Origin of the sequence: Longimicrobium sp., assembly GCA_036389135.1 — a bacterium.
Lineage (GTDB): Bacteria > Gemmatimonadota > Gemmatimonadetes > Longimicrobiales > Longimicrobiaceae > Longimicrobium.
The window spans coordinates 14,470-30,453 of the sequence record DASVQP010000001.1; the positions used below are offsets into that span (position 1 = coordinate 14,470).

A 15,984-nucleotide genomic window follows, 5' to 3' on the forward strand; every position below is an offset into this window, starting at 1 on the left:
CCCGTGACGACCCCCATCCGATTCCGGCTCCTGGCGCTCCTGCTGGCCCTGGTGGCCGTGCAGGCGCCGGCGCGCGCGCAGTCCACCGCGCCGGCGGACACGCTCCCGCCGCCGGTGGCGAGCCTGCCGGCCGGTCTCCCCTCGCTGATGCCCGGCGACCTGCTGCAGGTGCGCATCTGGAGGGAGCCCGACCTGAGCGGCGAGTTCCTGGTGGGCACCGACGGCACCGTCACCCTCCCCAAGATCGGGCAGCGGTTCGTGACGGGGGTGCCGCTGGACACGCTGCGCGAGCAGCTGCTCGCCCTCTACCGGGTGAGCCTGCGCAACCCCTCCATCAGCATCACGCCGCTGCGGCGCGTGCAGGTGCTGGGCTTCGTCAACCGGCCGGGGATCTTCAACGTGGACCCAACGCTCACCCTCAACGGGGTGCTGGCGCTGGCCGGGGGCGCCAACTTCAACGGCAACCTGCGCCGCATCCGCCTGGTGCGTGAAGGGCGGGTGCTGCACGAGCGGGTGACGGCGGGGTCCACGCTGGTGACGCTGGACGTGCGCTCCGGCGACCAGCTCTACGTGGGCGAGCGCTCCTGGGCCGACCGCAACAGCGGCGTCCTGGTGGCCGCCATCATCTCCACCGCCACCACGATCGCGGTCACGATCGTCTCCAAGCTCTGAGCGCGGCCGGCGCGCACGAGCGGCACCCCACACCCCATTCGATGACCCGCAGCATTCTCGTGACCGGCGGCGCCGGCTTCATCGGCTCGGCGCTGGTCCGCCACCTCCTGGCCCGGACGGAGCACCGGGTGGTGAACGTGGACAGCCTCACCTACGCCGGGAACCTGGATTCGCTCGCCTCCGTCCTCCCCCACCCGCGCCACGTGCTGGAGCGGGTGGACATTCGCGACGCGGACGAGGTGGCGCGGGTCTTCGCGGAGCACCGGCCGGATGCCGTGATGCACCTGGCGGCCGAGTCGCACGTGGACCGCTCCATCGAGGGGGCGGCCCCCTTCATCTCCACCAACGTGGTGGGGACGTACGTGCTGCTGGAGGCGGCGCGGCATCACCGGGACTCGCTGGCGGGGGAGGAGCGCGAGCGCTTCCGCTTCCTGCACGTCTCCACCGACGAGGTGTTCGGCTCGCTCGGCGAGGAGGGGAAGTTCACCGAGACGACCCCGTACAGCCCCAACTCGCCCTACTCGGCCAGCAAGGCGGCGTCGGACCACCTGGCGCGCGCCTGGCACCACACGTACGGGCTTCCCGTGCTGGTGACCAACTGCTCCAACAACTACGGGCCGTACCAGTTTCCCGAGAAGCTGATCCCGGTGGTGGTGCTCAGCGCGCTGGCGGGGCGCCCCATTCCCGTGTACGGCACGGGCGGCAACGTGCGCGACTGGCTGTACGTGGAAGACCACGTGCGGGCGCTGCTGGCGGTGCTGGAGCGCGGGCGCCCGGGGGAGACGTACAACGTGGGCGGCGGCAGCGAGCGCAGCAACCTGCAGGTGGCGCGTACCATCTGCTCCCTCCTGGACGAGATGGCGCCCGGCGCCGCGCCGTACGAGTCGCTCATCACCTTCGTGCAGGACCGGCCGGGGCACGACTGGCGCTACGCGGTGGACACGGCGAAGATCTCCGCGGAGCTGGGATGGGCCCCGCGGGAGACGTTCGAGAGCGGGCTGCGGCGGACGGTGGCGTGGTACCTGGAGAACGGTGAGTGGTGCAGGCGGGTGATGGACGGCTCGTACCAGCTGGAGCGGCTGGGCGTGGTGGGGGCGGGGGCATGAAGGGGATCATCCTGGCAGGCGGCTCCGGCACGCGGCTGTACCCGATCACGCGGGTGGTGAGCAAGCAGCTCCTTCCGGTGTTCGACAAGCCGATGATCTACTACCCGCTCTCCACCCTGATGCTGGCGGGGATCCGCGAGATCCTGGTGATCTCCACCCCCGCCGACCTCCCGCGCTTCCGCGAGCTGCTGGGCGACGGCGAGCAGTGGGGGGTGCGCTTCGAGTACGCCGAGCAGCCGCGCCCCGAGGGGCTGGCGCAGGCGTTCACCATCGGGCGCACCTTCGTGGGCGACGACCGGGTGGCGCTGATCCTGGGCGACAACATCTTCTACGGCCATGGCCTCACCGAGCTGCTGCACGCCGCGGCGGAGCGGCCGGCGGGGGCCACCGTCTTCGGCTACCACGTGCGCGACCCCGAGCGCTACGGCGTGGCCGAAGTGGACACGGCGGGGCGGGTGGTCTCCATCGAGGAGAAGCCGCTCGACCCCAAGTCGCCGTACGCCGTCACCGGGCTGTACTTTTTCGACAACCAGGTGCTGGAGATCGCCGCGGCGCTGCGGCCGTCGAAGCGCGGCGAGTACGAGATCACCGACGTCAACCTGGAGTACCTGCGCCGCGGGCAGCTGCACATGGAGCTGCTGGGGCGCGGCATGGCGTGGCTGGACACGGGGACGCACGAGTCGCTGCAGCAGGCCAGCAACTTCATCGAGACCATCGAGAAGCGGCAGGGGCTCAAAGTGGCGGCCCCTGAGGAGATCGCCTACCGATCCGGCTTCATCGACGAGCCGCAGCTCCGCCGCCTCGCCGCGCCGCTGCTCAAGAGCGGCTACGGCGAGTACCTGCTGAGCCTGCTGGACGGGCGCCCGCACGGATGATCGCGGAGGAAACGGCGCTTCCCGGCGTGCTGCTGCTGAAGCCCCCCGTCTTTCGCGACGACCGCGGCTTCTTTCGCGAGACGTGGCGGGCGGAGCGCTACGCGGCGGCGGGGATCCCCGACCGCTTCGTGCAGGACAACGTCTCCCTTTCCACGCGCGGAGTGCTGCGGGGGCTCCACTTCCAGGAGCCCAACCCGCAGGGAAAGCTGGTGTCGGTGCTCCGCGGCGAGGTGTGGGACGTGGCGGTGGACGTGCGGGTGGGCTCCCCAACGTTCGGGCGCTGGGCGGGCTACACGCTCAACGACGAGAACGGGTGGCAGCTCTGGGTGCCGCCGGGGTTCGCGCACGGCTTCGTGGTGACCTCGGGCGAGGCGCTCTTCTCGTACAAGTGCACCGACGTGTACCGCCCCGAGGCCGAGTCCACCCTGCTGTGGAACGACCCCGACCTGGCGATCGACTGGCCCGGCGCGGCCCCGCTGGTGTCGGCCAAGGACCGGGGCGGGGCGCGGCTCCGCGACCTGCCGCCGGAGCGGCTGCCGCGCTACCGGGAGGCGGGGTGACCCGGCCCCGGATCCTCCTCACCGGCGGCACGGGGCAGGTGGGGTGGGAGCTGGCCCGCGCGCTGGCGCCGGTGGCGGAGGTGGTGGCGCCGCCGCGCGGCGCGCTGGACCTGGCGGACCCCGGGTCCATCCGCCGCGGCTTCCGGTACGCCGCGCCGGCGCTGGTGGTGAACGCGGGCGCCCACACGGCGGTGGACCGCGCCGAGGCGGAGCCGGAGCTGGCGCGCGCCCTCAACGCCGTGGCCCCCGGCATCCTGGCCGAGGAGGCCACGCGGGCCGGCGTGCCGCTGGTGCACTTCTCCACGGACTACGTCTTCGACGGCTCCAAGGGGGCCCCGTACACGGAAGACGACCCCGCGGCGCCGCTGGGGGTGTACGGCCGCACCAAGCGTGAGGGCGAAGAGGCGGTGGCCGCGGCCGGCGGGGCGCACCTGGTGCTGCGCACGAGCTGGGTGTACGGCACGCGCGGCCACAACTTCCTGCGCACCATGCTGCGCCTGGCGCACGAGCGCACCGAGCTGCGCGTGGTGGCGGACCAGGTGGGCGCCCCCACCTGGAGCCGCATGCTGGCCGAGGCGACGGCCGCCATCCTGGCCCCCTTTCGCGCCGGGCGCGGGTGGGAGATCCAGGATGCCTCGGGCGGCATATACCACCTGGCGGCCGCCGGGGAGACGAGCTGGCACGGCTTCGCGGAGGCGATCCTGGCCGCCGACCCGGCGCGCGAGCGGCAGAGCGCGCGCCACGTGGTGCCCATCGCCACCGAGGAGTATCCCACGCCGGCCCCGCGCCCCCGCTACTCCGTGCTGGACAGCGGCCGCGCCGCCCGCGAGCTCCGCGTGGCGCTCCCCCACTGGCGCGAGCAGCTTCGGCTCTGCATGGATTGAAAGGCATCACACGGAGACACGGAGCCAAAAGGCGAGGGCTCAGAGAACACGCTTTTCCGTTCTTGCAGTTCCCTTTGTGGCTCCGTGTGAAACCGCCTCCGCGGAGGCCTGTACGAACGGGCTGTTCGCTGGGGTGCAAACCGCTTATCTTGTGCACCTTCGCGGCGCGCCGAGCGCTCCCCGCTCGCGGGCTGCCCCGGCAGCCGCGGGGGAGAGACCCGGCACGGCGCGGTACGTGCAGCACCCCCGCGCCGCGCCCGGCGGGCATCTGGACAGTGTGACCCCCGGCACCGCGCACGCGTCATGTTGTCTGAACATCACGCCCCACCTGCCCCACCCGGCAGGGTTCCGTGCCCTCCGTGCACATCCGCGGACGTGATTCGTTCTATGAGTTCTGGTTTGACGAGGATGCCCCCCTGCGGCTGCCCGGCCCCGGTGGAACGTCCCTTAGGCGATGGCTGAATGCTCCCGACAATCCTCATCCGGTTCCGGCGTCCGCTGATCTTCGCGCTGCACCTGCTGCTCATTCCCATCGCGTACCGGTTTGCTTTCGGCCTCCGCTTCGACCTGGGGGTGCCGAAGGAAATGGAAGGGATATACTGGAACACCCTGCCGTTCGTGCTGGCCGGGCGCTTCGCCGCCTTCGGGGTCTTTGGTCTGTTCCGCGGGTGGTGGCGCCACGTGGGGATGCGCGACCTGATCGACCTGGTGCAGGCCGTCACACTCAGCTCCGCCCTCCTGCTGGGCTCCCTCTTCTTCACCGGCATGCTGGAAGGGTACCCGCGCTCGGTGCTCGCGCTGGACTGGATCAGCGCGATCCTGATGTTCGGCGGGGTGCGGTTCGGGGTGCGCGCCTTCCGCGAGGAGCGGCTGATCCCCTGGCGTCCGCGCCACGGCAAGCGCGCCCTCATCATCGGCGCCGGCGTGGGCGGCGAGCGCTTCGTGCGCGAGTGCCAGCGCGAGGGCGGCATCGACATCTTTCCCGTGGCGCTGGCCGACGACGACCTGGCCAAGCGCGGGATGCGGCTGCACGGCGTGCCGGTGCTGGGCTCCACCCGCGACATCAAGGACCTGGCGCTCAAGGTGGACGCGCAGCTCCTGGTGATCGCCATCCCCTCCGCCACGGGCGACGAGATCCGCCGCATCGTCAACGTGTGCCTGGACGCGGGCGTGGAGTTCAAGATCATCCCGTCGATGCGCGAGATGATCGAGGGGCACGCCCGCGTCACGCAGGTGCGCGACGTACAGATCGAGGACCTGCTGGGGCGCGAGACGGTGGACCTGCCGCTGGACGGCCGCAACCCGGACCTGGAAGGGCGCACCGTGATGGTGACCGGCGGCGCCGGCTCCATCGGGTCGGAGCTGGCGCGGCAGATCGCGCGGCTGCAGCCCGCGCGCCTCATCGTGCTTGACCAGGCGGAGAGCCCGCTCTACTTCATCCACAACGAGCTTACGGCCACCCACCCCACGCTGACGGTGATCCCCGTGGTGGCCGACGTAACGGACCAGGTGCGGATGGAGCGGATCTTCAACCGCTACCGCCCGGAGTTCGTCTTCCACGCCGCCGCCTACAAGCACGTGCCGCTCATGGAGAGCAACGTGGTGGAGGCGGTGCGCAACAACATCTTCGGCACGCTGTACGTGGCCCAGTGCGCCGCCCGCTTCGGCGCGGAGCGCTTCGTACTGATCTCCACCGACAAGGCGGTCAACCCGTCCAGCGTGATGGGCGCCACCAAGCGCGTGGCCGAGCACCTGGTGCTGGGGTGGCCCGCGCTGCGCAGCTCGAGCTGCGACTTCCGGGCGGTGCGCTTCGGAAACGTGCTGGGGTCGGACGGCAGCGTGATCCCGCTCTTCAAGCGCCAGCTCGCGGCGCAGGTGCCGCTCACGGTGACGCATCCGGACGTCACGCGCTACTTCATGACGATCCCCGAGGCGGTGCAGCTGGTGCTGCAGGCCGCGGCGCTCCCCGACGCCGCCGAGCGGATCTGCATGCTGGAGATGGGCGAGCCGGTGCGCATCGTGGAGCTGGCGGAGAACCTGATCCGCCTCTCCGGGCTGGTGCCGTACCACGACGTGCAGATCGTCTTCACCGGGCTGCGCCCCGGCGAGAAGCTCCACGAGGAGCTGATGTCGGACTACGAGGCGACGATCCCCACCGAGGTGGAGAAGATCCGCATCGTGCAGAGCACCGAGCCGGACGTGGACGCCCTTACCCAGGGGCTGGACCGCCTGGGCGCGGCGGCGGCGCTGGGGAGCACCGCCGATTCGCTGGAAGGGCTGCTGGCGCTGGTGCCCGAGTGCGTTCCGCCGCTGGCGGCGCGCAGGCAGGGCGCCGTCCGCGCCCGTTGATCTCGGGTTGCCGTAAATTGGCCGCGCCGCTAAATTTGTGGTTTCCTCGCGGCTCCAGGAACGTGCACCGGCGGGGGGCTCCCGGCGCCTCTATCGGTTCGAATACAGCAATATGAGCGCGGCGAAAGACCAGATCCTTTCCAGGATCGGCGACAATACGGCGGTTGTGGGGGTGGTGGGGCTGGGGTACGTGGGGCTGCCGCTGGCGGTGGAGCTCGCGCGCAACGGCTACCGCACCCTGGGTGTGGACATCTCCGAGCGGGTGGTGGACGCGGTGAACGCGGGGCGCAGCCACGTGCAGGACGTGCCCAGCGATGTGCTGTCGGCGTTCGTGGGCGAGGGGCTCCTCTCGGCCACCGCGGACCTTTCTCGGCTGGCGGAGTGCGACGCGATCTCCATCTGCGTGCCCACGCCGCTCAACAAGACCAAGGAGCCGGACCTCAGCTACGTCGTCTCCGCCGCGCAGGCGGTGCTCAAGGCGCTGCGGCCCGGGCAGCTGGTGATCCTGGAGAGCACCACGTACCCGGGCACCACCCGCGACGTGCTGCTCCCCATCCTGGAGCAGAGCGGCCTGGCGGTGGGCGAGGACTTCTTCCTCTGCTTCTCGCCCGAGCGGGTGGACCCGGGGAACCCCGTGTGGCACACCCGCAACACGCCCAAGGTGATCGGCGGCGTGACCGCGGCGTGCATGGAGGCCGGCACGTCGCTGTACGGCAGCGTCTTCGACACGCTGGTGAAGGTGGAGAGCGCCGAGGCGGCCGAGCTGGTGAAGGTGTACGAGAACACCTTTCGCATGATCAACATCGCGCTGGCCAACGAGCTGGCGCAGGCGTGCGACAAGCTGGGCGTGGACGTGTGGGGGGTGATCGAAGCGGCGGCCACCAAGCCGTTCGGCTTCATGAAGTTCACCCCCGGTCCGGGGCTGGGCGGCCACTGCATTCCGCTGGACCCGCACTACCTGTCGTGGAAGATGCGCACGCTGGAGTACAAGACGCGCATGATCGAGCTGGCCAGCGAGATCAACGCGGAGATGCCCGAGTACGTGGTGCGCAAGGTGGCGGATGCCCTGAACGGGGCCCGCAAGGCGGTGAACGGGAGCCGCGTGCTGGTCCTTGGCGTCGCCTACAAGCGCGACATCGACGACCTGCGCGAGAGCCCGGCGCTGGACGTGATCGGGCTGCTGCAGGCGCGCGGCGCGGAAGTGGTGTACCATGACCCCTTCTGCCCCGAGATCAGCGACGACGGGCACACCGGCCTCGCCGGGCTGCCGATGCGCAGCGCGGCGCTCACCGCCGAGCTGCTGCGCTCGGCCGACGTGGTGGTGGTGGTGACGGACCACAGCTCCGTAAACTACGCGCTCGTGGCCCGCGAAGCGCCCCTGGTGGTGGACACCCGCGGCGTCATGCGCAGCGTGCGCGGGCCGGCGCGGGTGCTGGGGCTCTCGTCGTCCGCCCGCCAGGAGGAGTGCGGGGAGGCGCTGGACTTCGCCCACGCCGTGCCGCTGGCCAGACGGGCGTAGCGCTCTCCACGGTGTGACTGGCGGGTACCGGGATACGTCAAACGTTTCCCGGCTCGCCGTATTTCAGGACGACCAGCGGAGACACGGTGCGGGCCCCCGGCGGCAGCCATCCGCCAAGGACGGGCCGCCGATGTCCGTTTTCATGCATACACGTGGCACGGTTCACTCCATGATTCTGTTTCGTATGTTGGCCGCCGCCCTGTCGGGAGCCCTGCTCGCCGGCGGGGTGGCTCCGGTGTTGGCGCAGGAGCCCGCGCGCGACAGCGTGCGGGTGGGCACGGGCGTTCCGGGCGGGAACCCGAACGGCTGGTTCCCGCCCGCGCAGCCCCTGGACGCTCCCATCCGCCGCACCGAGTACGCGCTGGGGCCGGGCGACGTGGTGGACGTGTCGCTGTTCGGCGACGTGAACGTCACCCACTCGCTGGTGGTTACGCCGGAAGGGACGGTGGTGATCCCGGCCATCGGGGTGGTGCGGGTGCTGGGGCTGAACCTTGACCAGGCGCAGGCGCGTGCCCGTACCGCGGTGCTGCGGCTCTACCGCAGCGTGGAGGTCACCCTTTCGCTTGCGCACGTGCGCTCGTTCAAGGTGTACCTGCTGGGCGACGTGGCGAACCCGGGGATGCGGCTGGCCACCTCCGTGACGCGGCTGAGCGAAGTGCTGCCGGCTCCCCGCGGCTCGCGCACGCTGCAGCGGAACCTCCTGCTGCGCCGCGCGGAGGGCGATTCCGTGCGGGTGGACCTGGCCCCCTTCTACATCTCCGGCGACCTGCGCGCCAACCCCACGCTGCGCGCGGGCGACGTGCTGGTGATTCCCGTGGTGGACGAGACGGTGGAGGCGTACGGGCGCGTCTTCTATCCCGGGTCGTTCCAGTTCAGGGAGGGGGAGTCGCTCGCCGAGTTCCTGAACCTCGTAAACGGCGGCGCCGGCTTTCCGTCCAACGCCGCGGATTCGATCCGCATCGCGCGCTTCGTTACGCCCCAGCAGCGGGAGTTCATGACCCTCTCGCGGGCGGAGGCGCTCGGCGCCCGCGGGCGTGCGCTGATCCTGCGGCCGACCGACGCCATCTACGTGGCCGAGGTGGGGAACTTCCAGCGGCAGCGCAGGGCGACCGTGACCGGGCAGGTGAGGTACCCGGGAGCCTACCCCATCCGGCCCGACACCACGACGGTGCGCGAGCTGATCGCCATGGCGGGCGGCTTCACCGAGCAGGCGTCGCTCACCAGCGCGACGCTCCGCCGCGGGGTGACCGGCGTGGAGACTCAGGGGCTGGGGGGCGTGCCTACCGACCTGCGTGGAGCTCCCGCGGACAGCACCGCTCGCTTCGAGGAGCGGGAGATCCAGCGCATCCGCGCGCAGGGCGACGAGACCAACGTGGTGGTGGACTTCCAGCAGCTCTTCGCCAGCGGCCAGGACGCCTACGACCAGACGGTGCGTGGCGGCGACGTGCTGAACGTGCCGGAGCGCCGCAACGACGTGGCCGTGCTGGGCGCGGTACGCACGCCGGGGCTGGTGCAGTTCACGCCGGGGCAGAGACCGGAGCACTTCATTCGCCTGGCCGGGTGGTACACGCGCCGCGCGGACTTCCGCGACGCGGTGGTGCTGCGCGCCAAGCTGGGCACGCCGCTCCAGGCGGAGGAGGTGCGGGCGCTGGAAGCGGGCGACGTCATCGTAGTCCCCTTCCGCCAGCGCCGCACGGTGATCGAGCGGCTCGCCAGCGTGCAGACGGTCGCGAGCATCGTGTCCGGGCTGATCCTCACGGTCGTCGCCGTCACCCAGATCGGGAAGTGATCTCCCCAGCCGGCGCCTCCGCCGTCCCCGAAGAGCCATGGATGGAAGCTGATGAGCACTGAAAACGGCGGTTCCCCTCCGGGGGATGAGGTCCGCATCCTCGATCTGGGAGCGGTGCTGCTGCGGCGCTGGCGGATGATCGTGCTCTCCACGCTGGCGGTGATGCTCGTGGCCGGCGGGCTGGCCATGCTGCGCACGAAGAAGTACCAGGCCAGCGTGGTGCTGCTCGCCCCGCAGGAGCAGGGGGGCGGCCGCTCGTCGGACATGCTGGCGCGCCAGCTGGCCGGGGCGGGGATTCCGGGAGTGGGCAACGTCAGCAACCCCAACCAGCGGCTCATCGGGGTGCTGGCGCGCAGCCGCTCCTTCGCGGACTCCATGGTCGCGCGGGTGGCGGGGCCGCGCCCCGACGGCGGCATGGCGGGCAAGCTCCGCCGGATGCTCGCCGCGGACACCGAGGTGAACCCCAGGCCCGACGGCTCCATCGCCATCCTGGTGGAGGGCGAGGACCCGCGGCTGGCCGCAAAGGTGGCCAACACCTTTCCGGTGCTCCTCAACGAGATGTCGGCGCGGGTGGGGGTGGAGGCGGCGGTCCAGAAGCAGCACTTCCTGGAGACGCAGCTCCGCCGGGCACGCGCCGCGCTGGACCGGTCCGAGCAGCGGCTCGTCTCCTTCCAGAAGCAGAGGAACGCTCCCGAGCTGTCGGACCAGGCCACCCGCACGGTGGACGCCGCCGCGCAGCTCCAGAGCCAGATCACGGAGCAGGAGGTGCGGGTCAGCGAGCTGCGCCGCACGGTGACTCCCAGCAACGCGCAGCTGCAGTCGGCGGAGGCCAGGCTGTCCACCCTGCGCGGGCAGCTCCGGCGGCTGACGGCCGGGGGCGGGGGCGGGCTCTTCGTACCCTTCAGCGAGTCGCCCGACCTGGCGGCCACGCTCACGCGGCTGAAGCGCGACTACCAGCGCGACGAGCAGGTCTACATCTCGCTGACGACCGCGATCGCGCAGTCGCAGATCGACGTCAACAACAACCTGCCCGTGGTGAGCGTGCTGGACCAGGCCACGGTGCCGGGCGCGCCCAGCGGCATCGGCCTCAAGCTGATCCTGGTGGTGGCCGCGGTGCTGGGGCTGGTGCTGGGGCTGGTGGCGGCGTTCGTGGCGGAGCACTTCGCCCGCGCGCGGCAGGACCCCGCCGCCGGCTCGTTCTTCGTGGCGTGGGAAGACTTCAAGCACGACGTGGTGCCGCTGCGGCGGCGCTCCACACAGACCGCGGGCAGGCGGTAGGGGGCTCGCGGCCCGCGATCTCGGGCGGATGGAGACGAGCTCTCCCCGGCCCATGAACCTTTAGACGTCCCGACTGGCCTCAAGATGTTCGAACCGAATGTGCAGGCGGTGCTCGACCGCATCAAACCCGACGACCGCGTCCTCGACATCGGCGGGTGGGCGCGGCCCTTCAACCGCGCCAACTACGTGGTGGACGCCGAGCCGTACGAGACGCGCGGCTACTACGGCGCGTCGCGGCCGCCCCAGGGCGGCGAGCGGGAGCACTTCACCCGCGACACGTGGCACGCGCGCGACATCTGCGAGCACACGCCCTTTCCGTTCGGCGACAAGGAGCTGGACTACGTCATCTGCTCGCACACGCTGGAGGACATCCGCGACCCGCTGTGGGTGTGCGCGGAGATGGTGCGCGTGGCCAAGGCGGGGTACCTGGAGGTGCCGTCGCGCGTGGCCGAGAGCTGCCGCGGCACCGAGCCGGGGATCGTGGGGTGGACGCACCACCGCTGGCTGATCGACATCGGCGACGCGCACGTGGACTTCCTGATGAAGTACCACATGATCCACTCCTCCCCCCGCTTCTCGCTGCCCAGGTCGTACCTGCACCAGCTCCCCGAGGAGCGGCAGGTGCAATGGCTCTTCTGGACGGACTCGTTCACCTTCGCGGAGCGGACGATCCACGGCGTGGAGAACATCGCGGCGGAGCTGGAGGGGTACGTGAACAGGGTGGCCCCCGCGTCGGCGATCCCGGGAAAGGTGGACGACGCGCTGTTCGAGGTGGCGCAGCTCGGGCGCCGCGCGGTGAACCGCCTGCGGCGCTAGGCATGCAAACGGAGAGCAGCACGATGGCGGTGGGCGGAGCCCCGGGGACGCAGGGCTCCATTCCCACGCTGGTCATACAGCCGGCGGGGCGCTTCGCCGCGATCGACTTTCGCGAGCTGTGGGCGTACCGCGGGCTTTTCTGGTTCCTGGTGTGGCGCGACATCAAGGTGCGCTACGCGCAGACGGTGCTGGGCGCGGGGTGGGCGGTGCTGCAGCCCCTGCTCACCACGCTGCTCTTCACCATCATCTTCGGGACCTTTGCCAAGATCCCGTCCGACGGGGTGCCGTACGCCGCCTTCGCCATCACCGCGCTGGTGCCGTGGACCTACTTCTCCACGGCGCTCACTGGGGCGAGCACCAGCCTGGTGGCGAGCACCAACCTGATCACCAAGGTGTACTTTCCGCGCCTGGTGATCCCCGCGGCGCCGGTGCTGGCCGGGCTGCTGGACTTCTTCATCGGCATGGTCATCATCATCGCGATGGTGTTGTTCTACGGCCTCACCCCGTCGCCGCTGGCGCTGGTGATCGTCCCCATCGTGGTGGTGGTGATGGCGCTCACCGCCGCGGGGGTGGGGTCGTGGCTTGCCGCGCTCAACATCCAGTACCGCGACATCCGCTACGTGGTGCCGTTCCTGGTGCAGGTGTGGATGTACGCGTCGCCGGTGGTGTACCCCGCCTCGGTGGTCCCGGAGCGGTTCCGGCTGGTATACGCGCTCAACCCCATGGTGGGCGTCATCGAGGGGCTGCGCGCCGCCTTCCTGGGCACCGGCGAGGTGGGCTGGTCCACCATCGGGGTTTCCCTGGGGATGGGGCTGCTGCTCTTCGTGGGCGGGGTCCTCTACTTCCGGCGCGTCGAGCGCACCTTCGCTGACGTGGCGTGAGCCATCGGAACCGCTGATCGACGATGTCGAACACCGCGATACGCGCCGAGCACCTCGGCAAGCAGTACCGGATCGGGGCCCGCGCCGAGCCGTACAAGACCGTCCGCGAATCTCTCACGCGCGCCATCACCACGCCGGTGCGGCGCACGGCGGGGCTGCTGCGGACGGGGAAGTGGGCGCGTGAGTCCGAGGGCGAGCTGGTGTGGGCGCTCCGCGACGTCTCCTTCGACGTGAAGCACGGCGAGGTGCTGGGCGTCATCGGCCGCAACGGGGCCGGCAAGAGCACCCTGCTCAAGATCCTCTCGCGCATCACGCCGCCCAGCGTGGGGCGCGCCGAGGTGCACGGCCGAATCGGATCGCTGCTGGAGGTGGGCACCGGCTTCCACCCCGAGCTCACGGGGCGCGAGAACATCTACCTGAACGGCGCATTCCTGGGGATGGACCGCGCGTACATCGCGCGCCGCATGGAAGAGATCGTGGAGTTCAGCGGGGTGGGGAAGTTCCTGGACACCCCGGTGAAGCGCTACTCCAGCGGGATGTACCTGCGCCTGGCCTTCGCCGTGGCGGCGCACCTGGAGCCGGAGATCCTGATCGTGGACGAGGTGCTCGCCGTGGGCGACACCGCCTTCCAGGAGAAGTGCGTGGCCCGCATGGGCACCGTGGCCCGCGAGGGGCGCACGGTGCTCTTCGTGAGCCACAACATGACGGCGGTGCACTCGCTGTGCACCCGCTGCGTGGTGATCCAGGAGGGGCGCGTCAAGTTCGACGGCGACACCGAGGAAGCGATCCTGGAGTACCAGACCGCCGCGCACGGGAGCGACGAGGACGGCCCGCGCGGCGAGTGGGACTACTCCGGCCGCAGCCCGGCGGGCATCCCGGCCGGCAAGCCGATCATCCGCAAGGTGGTGCTGCAGGACGAGATGGGTCGCGTCACCGACACGCTCCCGGTGAGCCGCCCGGCACGCATGGTCATCGAGGTGGACGGGCTCTCGGAGTACCCGAACCCGGTGGTGGGCGTGCTGTTCAAGTCGTACAACGACCAGAACATGCTGGGGTTCAACACCGCCATGCGCCCGCCGGTCATCCGCGGCCGGCGCCAGGGGCGCGAGGAGCTGGTGCTGGACATCCCGCACGTCCCCTTTACCCCGGGCACGTACTGGATCGACATCGGCGTGGACGATGCCGGGGTGCGGCGGCTGGACTACGTGGACCACGCGGTGCGCATGGTGGTGGCCGAGTTCGACGTGTACGGCAGCGGCGTGGCCATCAAGGCGGAGCACGGCGTGGTGTACCTGGACGGCGAGTGGGAGCTGCGCCCCGCGCCGCCCATGGACGGCGCCGCGGTTGGGCTGATCGAAAAGGTTGATTCCCCGGATGGAGTTTTCACCGCATGAAGCTGATCGTAGGGTGTGGTCCCAAGCCCGTGCCTGAAGGGTGGGTTGGGATCGACGTGAACGAGGACTACCTGCGCCGGGCCCGGGAAATCTCTCCATCCACGGAAGTGTTCTACGGCGACGCCACGAACCTTCCCTTCGAGGACGACTCGGTGGACGAGCTGGTTTGCTGGGAGGTGCTGGAGCACATCGAGGACAAGGAGAAGGCGCTCAGCGAGTTCCACCGCGTCTCCAGGCCGGGCGCCAAGCTGACGCTCACCACGCCGATGCTGCACATAGAGCAGGAGCTGGGGCGCCGGTCGCGCAACTACCAGCAGAGCGTGGTGGACACGCAGCACCAGTTCTGCGTGCCGCCCGAGGAGACGCTGAGCCTCATCAAGCGCTACTACGACCTCAGCCGGGTGTGGTACGCTCCCGAGGCGTACGCCTACTGCCGCGCCATCGCGCCGCTGCTGGACGAGTACGACGTGCGCTTCAACGACGCGGGCGACCTGGTGGGCGAGAACGCGAAGCTGGTGCACGAGCTGGCCACCCGCAAGCAGCGCCGGACGTCGTGGTTCTACCGGCTGGTGAACCGCATCCGCCCCTACTCCGCCACCAAGTCGATCTGCATCGCGGGCGAGTGCCGGAAGCCGCTGGCCGCCTGAGCCTGGGGCCGGAAAGATGACGGAGAGCGAGGGCGTGCGGCGGGCGCTGGCGAGCTGGACCTCGCTGCGCGCCGCAGCCGTGGCGCTGTACGGGGCCGCCGCGGCCAACCGCCGGCTGCGCGGAGCGGGGCGGGGGAGCGTGCGCCGGGTGGTGCACGTCTCTCCCGCCTTCTTCGGCGGCGGGTCCATCATCGGCGGGGGGGAGCGGTACGCCGTGAGCCTGGCGCAGGCGATGGCGGGGCTGGTGGAGACCGTCTTCCTCAGCTTCGGGCCGGAGCGCCGTACGGAGCGGCACGGGGCGCTGCGGGTGGAGATCTTTCCCATCCTGGAGCTCAAGGACGGGGTGGCGTTCGACCCGGTGTCGTTCTCCTTTCTGCCGATGCTGCGCGGCTTCGACGTGGTGCACTGCCACCAGTACCGCACCATCGTCACCAACTTCGCGGCGCTCGCCGGCGCGGCGCTGGGGAAGCGGGTGTTCGTGACCGACCTGGGCGGCACGGGGCGCCACTTCACGCACGTGCTGCCGGTGGCGCGCGTGGTGACCGGCTTCCTGCCGATCTCCGAGTTCGGCGCCCGCGTGCTCCCGGACGGGCAGCGGGGGACGGTGATCCACGGCGGCGTGGACGACAGCTTTCTGGCGATCCCCCCCGCCGCCGGCCCCAAGCCGCCCCGGGTGCTGTTCGTGGGCCGCCTGCTGCCGCACAAGGGGATCGACGACCTGATCCGCGCCGTGGAGCCGGGGTGGGAGCTGGTGGTGATGGGAAGGCCGTACAAGCCGGAGTACTTCGCCCTGCTGCAGGAGCTGGCAGCGGGGAAGAACGTGCGCTTCGTGACCGACGCGAGCGACGAGGAGCTGGTGCGCGCCTACCGCGAAGCCGCCGTCACGGTGCTCCCCTCCGTGTACCGCGACACGTACGGCGTGCACCACGAGATCCCGGAGCTGCTGGGGCTGGTGCTGCTGGAGAGCATGGCGTGCGGCACGCCGGCTATCTGCACCGACGTGGGCGGGATGCCGGAGTTCGTGGACGAGGGCGTCACCGGCTTCGTGGTGCCGCCCAACTCGCCCGACGCGCTTCGCGAACGCATCGCCTTCCTGATGGACAACCCCCAGGAGGCGGCGGCGATGGGGCAGCGCGGGCGCGAGACGGTGGCGCGGCGCTTCACCTGGCGCGCGGTGGCGGAGCGCTGCCTGCGGGCGTACGGCGGTTGACGCC

The 15,984-nt window shown here is 70.8% G+C and carries 14 protein-coding genes; all 14 read left to right on the forward strand.

Annotated features, from left to right (window positions below):
* The first annotated feature begins 3 nt into the window (after positions 1-3).
* The 14 genes from VF584_00060 (at position 4) to VF584_00125 (ending at position 15,980) form a co-directional block, all read left to right on the forward strand.
* The gene (locus VF584_00060) at positions 4-672 is read left to right on the forward strand and encodes a polysaccharide biosynthesis/export family protein (GenBank protein ID HEX8208544.1); all 669 of its coding nucleotides are present in this window, start codon (positions 4-6) and stop codon (positions 670-672) included.
* Between the two features lie 41 nt (positions 673-713).
* Entirely contained in the window at positions 714-1,778 is a 1,065-nt protein-coding gene (gene rfbB / locus VF584_00065) for a dTDP-glucose 4,6-dehydratase (GenBank protein HEX8208545.1), read from the forward strand.
* Positions 1,775-2,653, forward strand: a complete 879-nt coding sequence (gene rfbA, locus VF584_00070; GenBank protein ID HEX8208546.1) for a glucose-1-phosphate thymidylyltransferase RfbA — start codon at positions 1,775-1,777, stop codon at positions 2,651-2,653. The genes rfbB and rfbA overlap by 4 nt, the downstream gene beginning before the upstream one ends.
* Positions 2,650-3,213: a dTDP-4-dehydrorhamnose 3,5-epimerase gene (rfbC, locus tag VF584_00075; protein HEX8208547.1), complete on the forward strand. Its 564-nt coding sequence runs from the start codon at positions 2,650-2,652 to the stop codon at positions 3,211-3,213. Before rfbA ends, rfbC begins: the two co-directional genes overlap by 4 nt.
* On the forward strand, positions 3,210-4,097 hold the full coding sequence (rfbD, locus tag VF584_00080) for a dTDP-4-dehydrorhamnose reductase (GenBank protein HEX8208548.1): 888 nt from the start codon (positions 3,210-3,212) through the stop codon (positions 4,095-4,097). Before rfbC ends, rfbD begins: the two co-directional genes overlap by 4 nt.
* 462 nt (positions 4,098-4,559) lie before the next feature.
* Positions 4,560-6,446, forward strand: coding sequence for a nucleoside-diphosphate sugar epimerase/dehydratase (locus VF584_00085; protein HEX8208549.1), 1,887 nt, complete (start codon positions 4,560-4,562; stop codon positions 6,444-6,446).
* Positions 6,447-6,558: 112 nt separating this feature from the next.
* The gene (locus VF584_00090; protein ID HEX8208550.1) at positions 6,559-7,965 is read left to right on the forward strand and encodes a nucleotide sugar dehydrogenase; all 1,407 of its coding nucleotides are present in this window, start codon (positions 6,559-6,561) and stop codon (positions 7,963-7,965) included.
* A 169-nt stretch (positions 7,966-8,134) separates the two neighbouring features.
* Positions 8,135-9,754 (forward strand): SLBB domain-containing protein, encoded by a 1,620-nt coding sequence (locus VF584_00095; protein HEX8208551.1) that lies wholly within the window; start codon positions 8,135-8,137, stop codon positions 9,752-9,754.
* A gap of 51 nt (positions 9,755-9,805) precedes the next feature.
* A complete protein-coding gene (locus VF584_00100; protein ID HEX8208552.1) occupies positions 9,806-11,032 on the forward strand; it encodes a GNVR domain-containing protein in 1,227 nt (408 codons plus the stop codon).
* An 84-nt stretch (positions 11,033-11,116) separates the two neighbouring features.
* Entirely contained in the window at positions 11,117-11,848 is a 732-nt protein-coding gene (locus tag VF584_00105; protein HEX8208553.1) for a methyltransferase domain-containing protein, read from the forward strand.
* A 2-nt stretch (positions 11,849-11,850) separates the two neighbouring features.
* A complete protein-coding gene (locus VF584_00110) occupies positions 11,851-12,729 on the forward strand; it encodes an ABC transporter permease (protein HEX8208554.1) in 879 nt (292 codons plus the stop codon).
* 23 nt (positions 12,730-12,752) lie between these two features.
* Positions 12,753-14,123, forward strand: coding sequence for an ABC transporter ATP-binding protein (locus VF584_00115; protein ID HEX8208555.1), 1,371 nt, complete (start codon positions 12,753-12,755; stop codon positions 14,121-14,123).
* Positions 14,120-14,770: a methyltransferase domain-containing protein gene (locus tag VF584_00120; protein ID HEX8208556.1), complete on the forward strand. Its 651-nt coding sequence runs from the start codon at positions 14,120-14,122 to the stop codon at positions 14,768-14,770. Before VF584_00115 ends, VF584_00120 begins: the two co-directional genes overlap by 4 nt.
* 16 nt (positions 14,771-14,786) lie before the next feature.
* Positions 14,787-15,980 (forward strand): glycosyltransferase family 4 protein, encoded by a 1,194-nt coding sequence (locus VF584_00125; protein HEX8208557.1) that lies wholly within the window; start codon positions 14,787-14,789, stop codon positions 15,978-15,980.
* The last annotated feature ends 4 nt before the right edge of the window (positions 15,981-15,984 follow it).

Coding starts and splice junctions, on each gene's coding strand:
- VF584_00110 (HEX8208554.1), top strand. CDS start 11,851: ATGCAAACGGAGAGCAGCACGATGGCGGTGGGCGGAGCCCCGGGGACG.
- VF584_00125 (HEX8208557.1), top strand. CDS start 14,787: ATGACGGAGAGCGAGGGCGTGCGGCGGGCGCTGGCGAGCTGGACCTCG.
- VF584_00095 (HEX8208551.1), top strand. CDS start 8,135: ATGATTCTGTTTCGTATGTTGGCCGCCGCCCTGTCGGGAGCCCTGCTC.
- rfbB (HEX8208545.1), top strand. CDS start 714: ATGACCCGCAGCATTCTCGTGACCGGCGGCGCCGGCTTCATCGGCTCG.
- VF584_00100 (HEX8208552.1), top strand. CDS start 9,806: ATGAGCACTGAAAACGGCGGTTCCCCTCCGGGGGATGAGGTCCGCATC.
- VF584_00090 (HEX8208550.1), top strand. CDS start 6,559: ATGAGCGCGGCGAAAGACCAGATCCTTTCCAGGATCGGCGACAATACG.
- VF584_00085 (HEX8208549.1), top strand. CDS start 4,560: ATGCTCCCGACAATCCTCATCCGGTTCCGGCGTCCGCTGATCTTCGCG.
- VF584_00120 (HEX8208556.1), top strand. CDS start 14,120: ATGAAGCTGATCGTAGGGTGTGGTCCCAAGCCCGTGCCTGAAGGGTGG.
- VF584_00115 (HEX8208555.1), top strand. CDS start 12,753: ATGTCGAACACCGCGATACGCGCCGAGCACCTCGGCAAGCAGTACCGG.
- VF584_00105 (HEX8208553.1), top strand. CDS start 11,117: ATGTTCGAACCGAATGTGCAGGCGGTGCTCGACCGCATCAAACCCGAC.
- rfbC (HEX8208547.1), top strand. CDS start 2,650: ATGATCGCGGAGGAAACGGCGCTTCCCGGCGTGCTGCTGCTGAAGCCC.
- rfbA (HEX8208546.1), top strand. CDS start 1,775: ATGAAGGGGATCATCCTGGCAGGCGGCTCCGGCACGCGGCTGTACCCG.